14 protein-coding genes and 1 riboswitch are annotated in these 14,718 nt (G+C 41.6%); of the genes, 7 read left to right on the forward strand and 7 right to left on the reverse strand.

Annotated elements, in window-relative coordinates; all coding sequences use genetic code 11:
- The first annotated feature begins 24 nt into the window (after positions 1 to 24).
- Positions 25 to 1,320, forward strand: a complete 1,296-nt coding sequence (purB, locus tag V7K45_RS03120) for an adenylosuccinate lyase (protein WP_335000277.1) — start codon at positions 25 to 27, stop codon at positions 1,318 to 1,320.
- A 416-nt stretch (positions 1,321 to 1,736) separates the two neighbouring features.
- Entirely contained in the window at positions 1,737 to 2,276 is a 540-nt protein-coding gene (locus V7K45_RS03125) for a DUF4126 domain-containing protein (RefSeq protein WP_335000279.1), read from the forward strand.
- Positions 2,277 to 2,330: 54 nt separating this feature from the next.
- Here V7K45_RS03125 and hemH read toward each other — a convergent pair whose 3' ends face one another.
- Entirely contained in the window at positions 2,331 to 3,497 is a 1,167-nt protein-coding gene (gene hemH, locus V7K45_RS03130; protein WP_335000281.1) for a ferrochelatase, read from the reverse strand.
- Between the two features lie 93 nt (positions 3,498 to 3,590).
- On the opposite strand from hemH, the gene V7K45_RS03135 reads away from it, so the two are divergent.
- On the forward strand, positions 3,591 to 4,214 hold the full coding sequence (locus V7K45_RS03135; RefSeq protein ID WP_094350418.1) for a class I SAM-dependent methyltransferase: 624 nt from the start codon (positions 3,591 to 3,593) through the stop codon (positions 4,212 to 4,214).
- Positions 4,215 to 4,805: 591 nt separating this feature from the next.
- Positions 4,806 to 5,636 carry a dienelactone hydrolase family protein gene (locus V7K45_RS03140; RefSeq protein ID WP_335000323.1) on the forward strand — a complete coding sequence of 277 codons (831 nt, stop codon included), beginning with the start codon at positions 4,806 to 4,808 and terminating at the stop codon, positions 5,634 to 5,636.
- An 11-nt stretch (positions 5,637 to 5,647) separates the two neighbouring features.
- On the opposite strand, the gene V7K45_RS03145 is transcribed toward V7K45_RS03140, so the two are convergent.
- From V7K45_RS03145 to V7K45_RS03160, 4 genes are all read right to left on the reverse strand, one after another.
- Positions 5,648 to 6,589 carry an extracellular catalytic domain type 1 short-chain-length polyhydroxyalkanoate depolymerase gene (locus tag V7K45_RS03145; protein WP_335000283.1) on the reverse strand — a complete coding sequence of 314 codons (942 nt, stop codon included), beginning with the start codon at positions 6,587 to 6,589 and terminating at the stop codon, positions 5,648 to 5,650.
- A 112-nt stretch (positions 6,590 to 6,701) separates the two neighbouring features.
- Positions 6,702 to 6,944: a hypothetical protein gene (locus V7K45_RS03150; RefSeq protein WP_335000285.1), complete on the reverse strand. Its 243-nt coding sequence runs from the start codon at positions 6,942 to 6,944 to the stop codon at positions 6,702 to 6,704.
- 274 nt (positions 6,945 to 7,218) lie between these two features.
- A complete protein-coding gene (locus V7K45_RS03155) occupies positions 7,219 to 7,491 on the reverse strand; it encodes a hypothetical protein (RefSeq protein ID WP_335000287.1) in 273 nt (90 codons plus the stop codon).
- Between the two features lie 271 nt (positions 7,492 to 7,762).
- Entirely contained in the window at positions 7,763 to 10,876 is a 3,114-nt protein-coding gene (locus tag V7K45_RS03160; RefSeq protein ID WP_335000289.1) for an MFS transporter, read from the reverse strand.
- Between the two features lie 714 nt (positions 10,877 to 11,590).
- Here V7K45_RS03160 and V7K45_RS03170 point away from each other — a divergent pair.
- Genes V7K45_RS03170 through V7K45_RS03180 form a run of 3 tightly spaced genes read left to right on the forward strand, consistent with a single transcriptional unit; the run spans position 11,591 to position 12,301 of the window.
- Positions 11,591 to 11,794 carry a high light inducible protein gene (locus tag V7K45_RS03170; RefSeq protein ID WP_335000291.1) on the forward strand — a complete coding sequence of 68 codons (204 nt, stop codon included), beginning with the start codon at positions 11,591 to 11,593 and terminating at the stop codon, positions 11,792 to 11,794.
- 41 nt (positions 11,795 to 11,835) lie between these two features.
- Entirely contained in the window at positions 11,836 to 12,048 is a 213-nt protein-coding gene (locus V7K45_RS03175) for a high light inducible protein (RefSeq protein WP_094350426.1), read from the forward strand.
- A gap of 40 nt (positions 12,049 to 12,088) precedes the next feature.
- Positions 12,089 to 12,301, forward strand: a complete 213-nt coding sequence (locus tag V7K45_RS03180) for a high light inducible protein (protein WP_335000293.1) — start codon at positions 12,089 to 12,091, stop codon at positions 12,299 to 12,301.
- 521 nt (positions 12,302 to 12,822) lie between these two features.
- Here V7K45_RS03180 and V7K45_RS03185 read toward each other — a convergent pair.
- On the reverse strand, positions 12,823 to 13,434 hold the full coding sequence (locus V7K45_RS03185) for a universal stress protein (RefSeq protein WP_335000325.1): 612 nt from the start codon (positions 13,432 to 13,434) through the stop codon (positions 12,823 to 12,825).
- 168 nt (positions 13,435 to 13,602) lie between these two features.
- A riboswitch (cyclic di-AMP (ydaO/yuaA leader) is annotated at positions 13,603 to 13,826 on the reverse strand.
- 37 nt (positions 13,827 to 13,863) lie between these two features.
- On the reverse strand, positions 13,864 to 14,700 hold the full coding sequence (locus tag V7K45_RS03190) for an ABC transporter ATP-binding protein (protein ID WP_335000327.1): 837 nt from the start codon (positions 14,698 to 14,700) through the stop codon (positions 13,864 to 13,866).
- Positions 14,701 to 14,718: the final 18 nt, after the last annotated feature.

Consider the following 14,718-nt stretch of genomic DNA (forward strand, 5'->3'; position numbering starts at 1 on the left):
GACGGTTGTATTCTGTGCCGAACTGTGATTGAGCGTTATACTTTGCCCGAAATGGCTAATCTGTGGAGTGAAGCCTATAAACTAAAAACTTGGCTGCAAGTCGAAATTGCTGTTTGTGAGGCTCAAGCTGAACTTGGTTACATTCCATCTGAAGCCGTTGAAGAAATTAAAGCCAAGGCAGATTTCGATCCAAAGCGGGTGCTGGAAATTGAGGCTGTAGTCCGCCACGATGTCATTGCTTTCTTGACAAATGTCAATGAATATGTTGGTGATGCCGGACGCTACATTCACCTGGGTTTAACTAGTTCGGATGTTTTGGATACAGCTTTAGCACTGCAATTAGTTGCCAGCCTGGATATATTATTGCAACGTTTGGAAGATTTGATTCAGGTAATTCGCCAAAAAGCACGGGAACATCGTCATACAGTGATGGCTGGCCGATCGCACGGTATTCACGCTGAACCGATTACTTTTGGTTTTAAACTAGCTGGTTGGTTAGCAGAAGTGTTGCGACACCAAGAACGCCTGAGAATACTCCGCAAAACGATCGCTGTCGGTAAAGTTTCTGGTGCAGTTGGAACATACGCAAATATTGAACCGCGTGTAGAAGCGATCGCTTGTCAAAAACTCGGACTCGAACCCGATACAGCCTCAACTCAAGTTATTTCCCGCGATCGCCACGCCGACTACGTGCAACAACTAGCTTTGGTAGCCGCAACCATTGAACGCTTTGCTGTAGAAATTCGCAACCTACAAAAAACAGACGTTTTAGAAGTTGAAGAATTTTTCGCCAAAGGTCAAAAAGGCTCCTCAGCCATGCCACACAAGCGTAACCCCATCCGTTCAGAACGGCTGACAGGAATGGCACGACTCGTCAGAAGTCATGCTGGTGCAGCTTTAGAAAACGTTGCTTTATGGCATGAGCGAGACATTTCTCACAGTTCTGTAGAACGGGTAATTTTGCCAGATGCTTGTACTTTGACGCATTTTATGTTGTCAGAAATAACCGACTTAGTAAAAAACTTGTTGGTCTATCCTGAGAACATGAAACGCAATCTCAACTGTTACGGCGGCGTTGTGTTCAGCCAAAAAGTGTTACTAGCTTTGATAGACAAGGGAAGCAGCCGAGAAGAGGCTTATGCGATCGTTCAAGAAAGCGCTCATGCTGCTTGGAATCAGCCAGAAGGAAACTTCCAAGACTTGATTAGCAAAGACCCACATGTTACCCAAAAGTTGTCTCCAGCAGAACTAGAGGTTTGTTTCGACCCCCAGCAACATCTGCGGCATTTAGAAGAAGTTTACCAACGATTAGGCATTTAGGATTAATTTGCTTGTAGTAAGCGTTTGAGCGCTTACTACAAACCTGTCACCCCAAAAATACGCAGATATCATCAAAAAACATATACAGTACCGAAGTCGTAGGGGCGCAAGGCCTTGCGCTCCTGCCGCGCGATCTATTTACCTAGAAAATAGCTGTAAGTCTCAAAGCCAGGTATAAAGCCTGTTTTACTGTTAGCGCAGCCCATTCTGACCCTTCTCTACGAGACGCTCCGCGTAGCTTGCTTCCCCGGAGGGGTACGGCAGGCTCAGAGCATCGCTCCTGAATTCTAAATTCTGCTGTATAAAGATCCCAACAACATTTAAGATTGTAATCTGTTTAATGCTCGAATTATTGCCAGCACTGGGTAGTATACATAACAAATACTTACTTATTTATTAATATTACGAGTGCTTTGATGATTGAAATCCTAGCCACACTTTCTGCCTCTGCGGCAGCAGGAATGAGAATAGGCATACCTTTGCTAATTATTGGATTATTGCAGGGTAGCAACTTGTGGTCACAAGTCCCCATTTTATCTCACATTTCTCCACCAATATTATTATGTTGCCTCACCAGTTGGTCATTAATTGAATTATTAGCCTCAAAAAAGCTCTGGGGGCAAAGATTGCTCCAAGTGGTTCAGTTATTTATGTCTCCCCTTGTAGGCGCAATTATGGGATTAGGAGTAGCAACAGCAACAGCAACCCCAAACTGGCTAATTGCCATAATTGGAGGTTTATTAGCTTTGGTACTCCAGCTAGTCCAAATTGGTTGGTTCTATCGGTTACGTGGCTTACCGTTGTGGGCAGTCTTTCTTCAAGATACCTTGTGCATTGCTCTAGTACTATTTGCCTTTGATGCTCCTTGGCAAGGAGGAGTAATTGCTTTAATACTGCTCTGGTTTGCAGTTCGTAGTGCGAAGCAGTGGTATGACTGGTATCGGCAGAAAAGTTAGGAGTTAAAAGTTAGCGAGAAAAATTTAAGACTCCCAACTCCTAACTTTTTTCATTTATTGCAAAAGCCCAATCATGTGCAAGAAGCCGTGACCGGTAATTAGCTCTACGATTAAGGCAATAAAACCCAGCATCGCAATCCGACCATTCCATACTTCAGCACTAGTCGTCAGACCCCATTCCCAACGCTCTTGGGGGTACATCTTGACCATTTTTTTCATTTGGGCAGCTTGCGAAAGCTTGAAGCTGGGGTTTTTCAGTGCATCAATCACTAATTCAGCTAGTGCATTAATAAATACTGGATGGGTATTGGGAGCGGGTACGCGGCGGAAGTTGTGAATTCCTGATTCTTCGGCTACTTCTCGATACTCAATATCAATTTCTTGTAGTGTCTCGATATGCTCTGAGACAAAACTGATAGGCACGACAACCAAATCTTTCACGCCTTCTGCGCCTAGTTCTTTGAGGGCATCTTCAGTATAGGGTTGAAGCCATTCTACTGGGCCGACACGACTTTGGTAAGCTAAGGTGTGGGCATTGGGTCGATTGAGAGTCTGCATAATCAACACAGTACATTCTTCAATTTCCGCCTGGTAAGGGTCGCCTGCTTCCTCAACGTAGCTTTTTGGAACGCCGTGAGCGCTGAAGAATATATGAACATCATCCGGGTTAGGGAATTGCTCAAGTTCCTGGGCTATGAGTTGCGCCATTGCTTGAAGATAGCCTGGTTGTTTATACCAAGAAGGAATGACGGTGTAATCAATCGGTTGAAGTTTTGGATCTTCTTGCCAAAGCTTGTCTAAAAGCCGGAAGCTGGAACCACTGGTACTGATAGAAAACTGGGGATATAGTGGTAATATTACCAGATGTTCTACCTTATCTTGGGTAATCTGTGCGAGCGCCTCTTCTGTATAGGGATGCCAATAACGCATTCCCACGTAGATATTAACTTCTTGCCCCAAAGAACCTAACTGTTCTTTTAGAGCTTCCCCTTGGGCTTCTGTAATCTGCCGCAATGGGGAACCACCACCGATTTGCTTATAATTTTCTTGAGATGTTCTGGTTCGCCGCGTGGCAATAAACCAGGCTAGGGGCTTTTGCAACCAGCGAAATGGTAGGCGAATAATTTCCGGATCGGAAAATAGATTGTACAAAAACGGCCCGACATCTTCTAGCTTATCAGGGCCACCGAGATTGAGTAATAAGACGCCTACACGACCCATAGCAGTTACTTTCCCCCAATCTTTTCAGGTTTTTTACTAATGTTAACAATATATCTTTATTAAATATAAAGCTTAATAGCAAGGAAATATGCAATGGCAACAATTTTAAGAGATTGGAGTTACCGTTATCAGTGGTTATATGATGGTATCTCTCGTTTAGCAGCCTTAAGTGTAGGTGGTGAAGCCCGTTTTCGGCAACTTGCTTTGCAAGGCTTAACAATTCACTCAGATTCTCAGGTTTTAGATTTATGTTGTGGTAGTGGTCAAACAACGGAGTTTTTAGTAAAAACTTCACAAAACGTAACAGGATTGGATGCTTCACCTAAGTCTTTGCAACGGGCGCGGCTAAATGTACCGGAAGCCTCTTATGTAGAAGCTTTTGCCGAGGAAATGCCATTTGCAGATAATCTGTTTGATGTGGTGCATACCAGCGTTGCATTACACGAGATGCAGCCTCAGCAATTACGAAAAATTATTAATGAAGTTTATCGGGTGCTGAAGCCAGGAGGAGTGTTTACGTTGGTGGATTTTCATGCTCCAACAAATCCGATATTTTGGCCTGGGATATCAGTGTTTTTGTTGTTGTTTGAGACGGAAACAGCTTGGGAATTGCTGAAAACTGATTTAGCTGAGTTGTTAGCTAAGACTGGCTTTGAAGTGAGTAAGTCAACTTTATATGCAGGTGGGAGTTTGCAAGTAATACAGGCGAATAAATGAACAATGCTACTTTATTAATGGCAGCTAAAAGACTCTGCTATTAATAAAGTATAGGTTGTTTTTATGTAGTACTTAAGCAGGTAGGCGGTAAAAAATGCTTTAATCCTTAATAGGGATTTTGATTAATTGCAATAATTTGGCTAGCTGTGAAGTGGGAACTACATAAAAGTTTCAATCCCTAATAGGGATTTTGATTAATTGCAATGAAAATTCTACCGCAAGAAGGGCGATCGCTTTTTCTGCTTTTATTGTTTCAATCCCTAATAGGGATTTTGATTAATTGCAATGCGGGAGCCTGAAAGCCAAGCTATATTTAGTTTTCAAGGTGCAGTTGTGCGATTCTAAAGCAATCATAGCATTAGAGAATTTCTTTGGGAAGAGTGTCAGGAAGGTTGAAGGCTGAAACTCAATTATTGTAAGCATTTCAGAGATTGCGCGGATGAATTTGGACAATTAGTGGGGTGAAACGCTTGCTGGTGTTGAGATAGAAGCACTTTTTTTCGGGTGTAAAATTTGTACACCTACCCCTCCGCGCATTTGACTATACAGTAACCTAAATATAAGGGAACTTAGTAATTCAACGTAGAGATGATGAAAGAAATAACGCGCCGCAAATTTATTGCAACCGCTACAGTGGCGACAGGTTTTGCCCTTGCAGTTCAACCCATTTCTGCCGAAGTCATCACTACTGATGCCAAGGGGTTAGTAGCTGGTGCAGTGAAAATTCCTGTCAAAGATGGCGAAATTCCTGCCTATAGAGCAGCACCGGCTACTGGTGATAATTTCCCAATTGTTCTAGTAATCCAGGAAATCTTTGGCGTACACGAGCATATCCAGGATATCACTCGTCGCTTTGCTCGGTTGGGATATTTAGCGATCGCACCCGAATTATTTATCCGTCAAGGCGATGTCTCGAAGTTAAGCAACATAGACGAAATTCGTCCAATTGTCGCCAAAGTGCCAGATACCCAGGTGTTATCCGATCTTGATTCCACCGTAGAGTGGGCAAAGAAGTCAGCTAAGGGTAATGGCGAGAAATTGGGAATTACAGGCTTCTGTTGGGGCGGTCGTATTACCTGGTTATATGCTGCACATAATCCCCAGGTAAAGGCTGGTGTAGCTTGGTATGGGAAACTTCTGGGCGATGCTACCAAACTTCAGCCCAAATATCCTGTCGATATTGCATCAAAACTGACAGTCCCGATTCTCGGACTTTATGGTGGGAAGGATACAAGTATTCCTGTTGATACAGTAGAGCAGATGCGCGATCGCTTAAAGTCCAGTAGCAGCAAATCTAAAATTATCGTCTATCCCAATGCACCCCACGCATTTTTTGCCGATTATCGCCCCTCCTACCGCGAGCAAGAAGCTCAGGATGGTTGGAAACGCCTCTTGGCATGGTTTAAGGAAAATGGTGTTTAAAAATTAGCTACTCATGAACTGTGACGCTGAAAAAAGTCCCAAATTGTTTCACTGGCGTTGAGTCCCAGCTTGGCATTGAATTTGTTTAGGCTCTCGTCAGTTGAAGAACCACCAGGCCAGAAATGTCCACCGTTGACTACCGCTAACTGCCAGACTTCAGAGTTGCCACTACAACCTGTGTAGATAGCGGTTTTCACTTTATCTTCAGGAAAATTTGGAGATTCATTTGATAGGGTACATCGATCGTGCGATCGCCAAAACTCTACCATGTCTGAGATCGAAACCAGCGCTCCTCGTTGAGTGCGATCGTCACCTTCATAAAGTACGTCGCGATCGTTTGTACCGTTGATCGTTAACATCGATATGGGAGTTTGAGGCTGGCAACTAGGTTTAAGTCTAACTGGGAGCGAACCAGCTACTGATGCAAAGCCAGCAATTTTATCAGGTAACTTACAAGCTAGTGCTTGGGTAAGTATGCCACCTCTAGAAAAACCGGTGGCATAAACTTTATGACTATCAATATTAAGTTGCTGCTGAAGATGATTAATCAAAGCACTGACAAATAAAACATCATCTACCTTTCCTTGAGCGTTACCTCTAAGACTCCATTTTTGGTCAATTCCATCTGGATAAACTACAATAAATCCTTTTTGCTCTGCTAATTTATTGAAGTGAGTCACGTTACTGATAGACCGACCATTACCATCATCTCCATGAAACACTAAAACTAATGGTATCGGACGGTGTAGGTTATAAGATTTTGGAGTGTAAAAATAGTAAGTACGTAATTTACCTTGATCGTATAATTCTCCATAATTATCACCAATCAAGATTTTGTCTTTAGTTATATTTTTTTCGTCAGCCTGAATGGAATCGCAGGCTGTTACGAAACTAATTCCTAGTATAAATATTAAAAGTTTTTTTAAAAGATGAGAATTTGGAGATATGTTCATGTTGATTAAATTGACTTATGTTAACTACTTATATAATTATAAGTCTTAATTCAGCAACAAATTTTTAACTAATAGAGGCTAACAACTCTAGTTGTTAGCCTCTATTTAGATATTAAACTCTGACATTTACATAACGAGCAGGAACTCTAACTTTAACCCACCTGTTACCGCGTCGTACTGTTTCCCAATGTGCAGGAATTAACTTCCGTTGATATCGGGCAAAAACAGGTTTATGCACAATAGCAGCTCTGTGAACATTGGGTCTGACAATGATTTCTGCTGCTGATGCTTGTGACGGTAAGGAGGAAATTGCAAACGGGAGAGCAAGTAATGTACCTAATAAAATACGTTTCATATTCAAATCTCCATCAATTAATTTGCTTGAGTTTTATACAGCATTTATAAATAATTTGCGAACAGATATTCTTACTCATTAACTTTACAGTAAGTTTTGTTTGTTACACGACTTAATTGATTTGCTGTATTACTCTCAGTTTAAAATGCTGAATAAGAAAACACAGTGTAATAAAGTCATAATGTCAGTATGACTTTATTCACATTTTAAACTTTGGACAAAAAAAAGGAATTTAGCATTCCTTTAGTATTATTTATTACTTAATTACGTATATTTATTGAATTCTGTATGCAATCATTCCAATCAATACGGCAAGACCTAGCGCTCTGCGAAAATAATTAACGCCTTGAAATAGCTCCATCCACGCCCAAGTAAACAATGCGCCATTTGCCACAAAATCTAACACTGTATTGATTTTACCACTTGTAAAAACTAGAGTGAGTAAACTAGCTACTATCCAAAGAATAAGTGGGGGGTTTGGCATTTGAGCCACAACAATTTTGCCATCGCTGTCACGGAAGGTTTTATCAACTAACGTGTTTTCCATTGTTTGAAATTGCTACTTAGGTAAAATTATTAACTTGCAAAAATTACGGAGTAATTTATTGATAATAGGCTGAGATTCAATTGCAAGTTATTTAATAAAAGTAAAACATAAAACCAATTCTATTTTCACCCATCTAATTGCTGATATTAGAGCAGTAAAGGATATTCATATATGACTATATTGAAAGACATAATTTTTATTTCTTCTCAACGTACTTAAAATAGAAAAGCCTCCCATAATGGGAGGCTGAAAAGTTAGCGGAGACAACTTGTTAAACTACAGCGATCGCTCCTCCTAATGCAGAGAAAATCGCGGAGACGAATGCTGTGGCAAACAGCCACCACGCTGCTGTAGCTGCGGCTTTGCGGGTTTCTTCTGCTTGCCGCTGTGCTTGATGCTTTACCTGCTCTAGACGGCGTTGGGCTTCGTGCTGTATGCGTTCTGCACGTTGCAATACTGTGTTGCGTGCCCGTTCAATTTGGTCGATGATCCGGTTGGCATCTTCTTCGGAGATGTCCTCACGAGAACTCATAATTGCCACTAGGGTATCACGGTCAAAGGAGGATAAGCGATCGCGCAGGGCATCGAAACCTGCTTGGGGATCGTCAAAAACTGTGCGAATATCGCGCTTAATACTATCATAGTTAAGTTCTGGGCGATCCAGGGAGTTAAGATAGTTGCGAATGCGGGCGAAAACCCCGTCAATTGCATCTTGAATGCCCCGTTGAATGCTCCGTACTTGTTCGACAAATTGATCCCTTACGGACACCATATTATCGGCAATCCGTGCTGCTTCTTCATCAGAAATATCTTCCCGAATTTTCAGCAGGGCAATGATGGTATCACGGTCAAACTGAGAAAGGCGATCGCCAAAACTTTCCACCCCAACTCGCGGATCGTGCAACAATAATTGCAAGTCGCGTTTGATACCTTCAGGGTTGAGTTCTTCTTTACCAGTTTGGCGCAGATACTCTTCCAGATAAGCTTTGAATGTTTCTGCTCTTTGTTGTGTACGGCTAGCTAGACGACGAGGCGCACGCACAAAGTTACGAATCGAAGTTTGGGTGGAATCAATGATTTCATTGACTTGTTCTTCACTCAAGTCTTGGCGTTGACTGAGCAATTTCACCAGTGTATCTCTGTCTACCTTCGACAACCGACGGCGCAGTGCGACGGCTCCCTCTTTGGGATTTTCAAACAATTTGGTCAAATCTCGCTGAATACCTTCTGGATTCAGTTCTTGTTTGCCAGTGTTGCGTAAATAATCTGCGATCGTTGTTGTCACAGAGTCGTATTGCTCTTTAGCTTTATCGACTACAGCTTGGGGTGTGTGGCGAATACTGTACCACGACTCTTCAGTAGCATTGATGATTTGATTAACTTGATCTTCACTCAAATCTTCCCGTTGACTCAACAATTGCACTAAGGTATCGCGGTCAAAGCGAGACAAGCGTGCCCGAATTGAGCTAATTCCAGCTTGCGGATCTTCTAGTAGCTTTTTGAAGTCGGCGCGGATGCCATCAGGATTCAGTTCTGATTTACCTGTGTTACGCAGATATGATTCTACATTCAGCCACAGGGTTTCTGCTTGATATTGTGCCTGTTCTGCTAATCCTTTGGATTCTACCAAGACGCGATCGCGTTGTTTTTCCAACTCATCGACAATGCTATCTACTTCATATAACTGGACATCATTACGTTGTAGCAATATCTGCCGAATTTCTTGGCGGTCAAGGTGTGCTAGTCGCAATGTCAGGGTTTCATAATCTGCCTCTGAGTCTTCCAACAGTGGTTTAAAATTCTGCTCAATGCCTTCGGGTGTTAAATCTGCCTTGGGAGTAACGAGTAGATAACTTTCTACTGCGCGTTGCAAGTCTTGAACTATATCTCTTTCTTCAATAGCTCTGACTGTTACTAGCACTTCTTGGCGGACAGTTTCTAGCTGATTGGCAATGCGTTGAATTTGACCTTGAGTCAGCAATCCTCGTTGTTGCAGAATTTTGACGAAATCATTGCGGGATAGCCGTTCTAGTTCCCTACGAACGATTCCAGGGTCGGCTGCTGGGTCGTAGATGACATCATGAAATTCCTGGGCAATTCTTTCTGGACTCAGTTGCCAAGCATAAGTATTGTAGAGGTAATTTTCCACATCAGCCCGAATTGGGCTATAGGGTTGTGATGGTGTTGGCAAGCCTAGCTTATCTGCTTGTTCGGTGACTTTATCTTTAGCGCTAGTGAGACTACCCAAGATTTTTTCCACATCCAAATCAGACAAATCTGTACGTCCCAACACAATGCCGGTTAACGCAGATAATCCTTGCTGGAGTGTACTTTGAATTGGCCCGGTAGCTGCTTTTTGGTCAGGTTCTTTGGAACTACCTTTGTCTGCTAATAACCGATCTAGTTTGGCGTTGAGTTCGTCTGTTTTGCTTTGTCCTGGTGGAAGCGATTTCAGATAATCCATCAACTCACCCAAACGGTCTTCGGTGGCTGGTTGCTGACTTACCACTTGCTGCCAAACTTTATATAAAGTATCAGCAATGCGGCTAACGTCTTTTTTGGAAAGATCGGTGCGGCTGCTGACTAACTCGATAAATTTTTGGCGGTCGATGTTGCGGATATCTGGAGTCCCAGCGATCGCTTTTAATTGCGGATCGTTGAGTAAATTTTCAAAATCACTCCGAATCTTTGATACATCGAGTTCTGGAGGACGAATCTTTTCTAAGTAATCTTCAATGTTTTCTCGGATACTTACGGGGTCGATGGCGCTTCCTAGTTCTCTACGAACAGCAGCGGCGGCGGCTTCAGCTGTGGCTACCACTTGGCTATTTACAGCTTTCGCACCTAGTGCGGCGGTAGCAGTCCCCATAATCGCCTGAAAGCCAGATGTTGCCGTATTCACAACTGAGCCAATTAAGGAGCCTACGGTGGTGGAACTTACCCAAACTAGAAGCAAAAAGTAAGCACCCCAAATCACCAAACCGAGAATCGCTCCCAATCCTCGGTCTGAGATGACAAGGCTCAATTTTACTGCTAGATAAGAAGCGATTAATAAGGCGACAGTCACAGTGGCTAATGTCCAAAGTCCTACTGCTGTGCCGATTTTGCGAATACTGCCGCCCAAACTTCCGACTTCCCCATTATCTGAATCCGAGTCAGATGAGTGCCCCAGGTAGGAAATACCGGCTGCAAGGGAGAGATTAGTTAGAACTAATTGGAAAGCAAAGGCAAGAATCACGCCGGAGATTAAAGCTACAAAAAAGCGCGGCCCCGAAATGAGAACTGATGCCTGTTCTGGCGTGACGTTTGAGGATTCTACTGGAACCTGTGCTAACCATAATAGTGGTTTATAGAGTCCCACCATGATTTCCGTACTTTGGAACATTGGATTTCCTTCTACCTACTAAGTTTAAATTTGGGGAATTAAGAATTTCTTGAGAAGCAACTCTTAGTATTTATTATGTTTGTACCTATGGCAATACCTAACTCTTTAGATCACAATCGTAGAATTTACCTCTTTAAAGCATCTCTCCAAAGGCTGAAAACCTCATCCAGCGGAAGATATAACTTTTGCTATCTCTTGGTAAAAAACATAATTCAATTGACAAGCAATATTACTTATGTAGTGCTAACTTTAATTATTTAATTTATAGAGAGTAATTTTATTTTAAGAATAGTTTGCTTTCAAATAGTTTAAATTTATTTAAATATCTATTTTTATCACCCTCTCTAGGTGGATTGATTTATAACAATACGTTTGAGCATCGGCCAGAAGAAGTGCTTGTCTTTTGTGCCCATAGACAGAAAGCATTCTAGTTATTAATAGCTACATTAAAGTTAACAAACGAATTGTTGAGGGCAGGAAATGGCAACTCCTTTTTCTAGAGATTTGCCAGTAATGTCAACAGAATATAATAGTTGCGATCGCAATGATTTTCTGTTTGATTAGATTCCTCAAGCCTAAATTTTAAACGGTCGTTTTGCAATGATTGGCTTTCTTGCCTATTTAGTTTGGGATTTAGTTGACTATATTTTGTACTTGATTGGTTACGAGAGCATTTAAAGAATAAAAACCAACTTGATTAGGAAGGAAAAAACAATGGAAACTCGTCCCTCTACAGATTTACCAGTTGTTGCACCGGAATACAACGGCATAGACCGTAATGCATTTTTGTTTGGCTGGACTCCTCAAGCGGAAATTTGGAATGGTCGCTTGGCAGCGATTGGCTTTCTTGCCTATTTACTTTGGGATTTAGCTGGTTATAGCGTCCTACGTGACGTACTGCATCTAATTGGCTACTAGAAACTAAACACTTAAAAAGCTACTAAATTTTGGAGAAAAAAATGGCAACTCAAGAAACTCGCCCTTCTACAGATTTACCAGTTGTTGCACCGGAATACAACGGCATAGATCGCAATGCATTTTTGTTTGGCTGGACTCCTCAAGCGGAAATTTGGAACGGTCGCTTGGCAGCGATTGGCTTTCTAGCTTATTTACTTTGGGATTTAGCTGGTTATAGCGTCTTGCGTGACGTTTTACATCTGATTGGCTACTAGAAACTAAACACTTAAAAAGCTACTAAATTTTGGAGAAAAAATGGCAACTCAAGAAACTCGTCCTTCTACCGATTTACCAGCTGTTGCACCCGCATACAATGGTATAGACCGTAATGCATTTTTGTTTGGCTGGACACCCCAAGCCGAAATTTGGAATGGTCGCTTGGCAGCTATTGGCTTTCTTGCCTATTTGCTTTGGGATTTAGCTGGTTATAGTGTCCTGCGCGACGTTTTACATTTGATTGGCTATTAGTCGTCTGCCACAAGCATGGTAGCGTCTCTAAGAGTTGTAGAATGTACTTCTTTAGAGAACCTATAGGGTAGCAATCGCAATATCTGTACTTTGCGATTGCTTTCCTTCACCGCGTTACACTCACAATGACAAATTATGTTTTTACACATTTGGGATGCTCATATTTACAATGCAATTCCACTCTGTAAAAGCTTCTATAAAATACTTACAAAGAACAGCGATCGCATTTGCTGATTTATACACATCATCAAGACTTATAAAAATCCACCCACTTGGATATAAGCCTAGCCAAGCAGGTAAATTTATTGTAAATGAACCAATTCTAGTTTCTGTTTTTTGCTCATCCAACAAAAATATTGAATGTGAATAAAGCAGTATTGCATTGGCTTCTATAAATGCTTGCCAGTTTTTTATTACTACCTTTCGAAGTTTATTTATTGAGTAGCAAAAAAGTCACCTACTTGTAAGTGACTTTTTTGCAATCAAAATTTGATAAAAATTACTGAAATTTTAAACAGCGATTATTCATCAATACAACTGGGAATGCCTAAAACGGCACAGGGAAAATTAGAACCTAGAGCTTCAATCATTGGATGATCGACAGAGTTGCAACCTAAAAATAGAATATCGGCAGCTTCTGATTCAACAACTTTGCTAAGTTCTGTGGAAATGCAGCCAAACCGTAAATGAGATTTGAAAGAACCCTGCCATTCTTCAGCCAGACTCCGCGCTTGCCAGAGAATTATATCTGCTTGTTGTAGGGGAGCGATCGCTGTCTGTAATTTAGGTTGAGTTAATACCTGTGTGACAGACTTTGATACTTCACTGAGTTCACATTCTAATGAAAACTGTTGTTGGGGAAAGCTTAAGATATTTGGATACTGATTGCTTTGATTCTCTTCTACTACATAAACGGCTTGAACTGTAACTTCTGTATTGGTAGCCAAACGCGTTTGATGGGCAATCCAAAAAGCAATATCTAATGCCGTATGACTGTTGGGAGATGCGTCATAAGCAACAATTAGATTAACTGCTTTCGCCTTTTGAGAAAAAGGTTTGTTTGGTTCTGGCAACAGTACCATTTGTTCAATTAAGTCATCTCGACCTGTGGCACTTTGCAGACGTGCTAGCATTGGCTTAATTTGCACAGCTTTACTTCTCCTAATGAAATGAATTAGCAATGAGAAGCAGGGCGACCAATTTTAGATTTTGGATTTTAGATTGAGTGACGATAACCAAAATTTCAAATCTTAAATTAATCAAGGAAACCCCAATAATAACTGTATTACAGCCAAAATCTTGGGGGTTCCTTCCATTGCCTACGGAGTTAGCTGACGGGCTAAGACTGGAAGGTGTCTCTCTCTTAGGAGTGCTAAGTGCTGTTAGCGATAGCAGGGCGTTTAGCCCGTGCTAAGTGTTGAGTTAAAAATTAATTATTTTTCACTTTTAACTCTTAAATTGCTCCTCTGTGTAAGATTAGCCCCAAACATTGGTTCCTCCGTTCCAAATTCAGCTTTCATGAATTTGAATTAGGCTACCCGCTAAAAAAATGATAATCTAATTTACTCGTCTTGGGCAAAATATCGATCGAGGAAATTTAAGGCGTGGTTGCGGAGTTCAAAATACTCTTTTGAGTTTCGCATGGCGGCGCGATCGCGTGGATGCTCAAAAGGAACTTCTAAAATCTCGCCGATATTAGCAGCCGGGCCATTGGTCATTAAGACGATGCGATCGGACATATAAATTGCTTCATCTACATCGTGGGTAATCATCATCACTGCTTGACGATTATTTTCCCAAATATCCAATACCTGCCGCTGCAATTTACCACGAGTTAATGCATCTAGTGCCCCAAAAGGTTCATCCATCAGCAACATTTTGGGACGAATTGCTAAGGCTCTAGCAATACCTACTCTTTGTTTCATACCTCCAGAAATTTCATCGGGATATTTGTCAGCCGCCGCCGTCAAGTTTACCATTGCCAAGTGTTGATTTACAATGCTAATTTTTTCAGATCGATTAGCATTTTTTAACACTTCATCTACGGCTAAACGGATATTTTCTCGCACTGTTAACCAAGGTAACAGCGAATAGTTCTGAAATACCATCATCCTTTCGGCTCCCGGCTGACGAATTTCTTTACCATCTAGCCTGACTGAGCCGGAAGTTGCTTTTTCTAAACCAGCTACTATCTTTAGTAGAGTTGATTTCCCACAACCTGAGTGACCAATTACAGAAATATATTCATCTTCACCAATCGTCAGATTAACCCCATCTAAAACGACAAAATTATCTTTATCAGGTGTCGGATAAGACTTGACTAAATTTTCAATTTCTAAAAATCCAGGGCGGGGAAGAACTTCGGTCTGGGTATTAATAGGTAATGAGGTATATTCCATCATCAAAGGCTCCGGAAA

The organism is Nostoc sp., from assembly GCF_036917375.1.
Classification (GTDB): domain Bacteria; phylum Cyanobacteriota; class Cyanobacteriia; order Cyanobacteriales; family Nostocaceae; genus Nostoc.